General features: G+C 46.2%; 1 protein-coding gene. It reads right to left on the reverse strand.

Annotated elements, in window-relative coordinates; all coding sequences use genetic code 11:
• A partial coding sequence (locus tag PZH32_RS11350) for a Nif3-like dinuclear metal center hexameric protein (RefSeq protein WP_275208362.1) occupies positions 1–448 on the reverse strand: 448 nt, incomplete at both ends.

The raw sequence follows: 448 nt of genomic DNA on the forward strand, positions 1-448 counted from the left end.
GATATCTCCGGTCACCAGAACATCCGCTCCCTTTGCAAGTGCCACCGGAATGCCGGACTTTCCCGATCCCGGAAGAATGGCAAGTCTTCTGACCGGACGGTTCATGTCTCCGAATACTTTCAGACTGCCTAATTCCAGTTTATGCTTTACATAAACGCAACATTCTTCCAACGTCATCGTCTCCGGCAGTTCTCCAATTCTTCCGATTCCCTTTTCTTCACCGACTTCATCAGTCTGCGTCACATCCAGTACATCCGTATGGGCAATGTCCAACACTTTTCCTGCCAGCTCTGCCATCCCCAGTACATCATAATTCGTATGCATCGCATAATAAGAAATATCATTCTGGATCAGCTTTACGATCCTCCGTGTAATAAAATCTTCGTCTGTCACTTTCTTTACGGCTGAAAAAAGTAACGGATGATGCGTGATAAGCATATCTGCTCCT

Origin of the sequence: Adlercreutzia equolifaciens, from assembly GCF_029076695.1 — a bacterium.
GTDB lineage: Bacteria > Actinomycetota > Coriobacteriia > Coriobacteriales > Eggerthellaceae > Adlercreutzia > Adlercreutzia equolifaciens_A.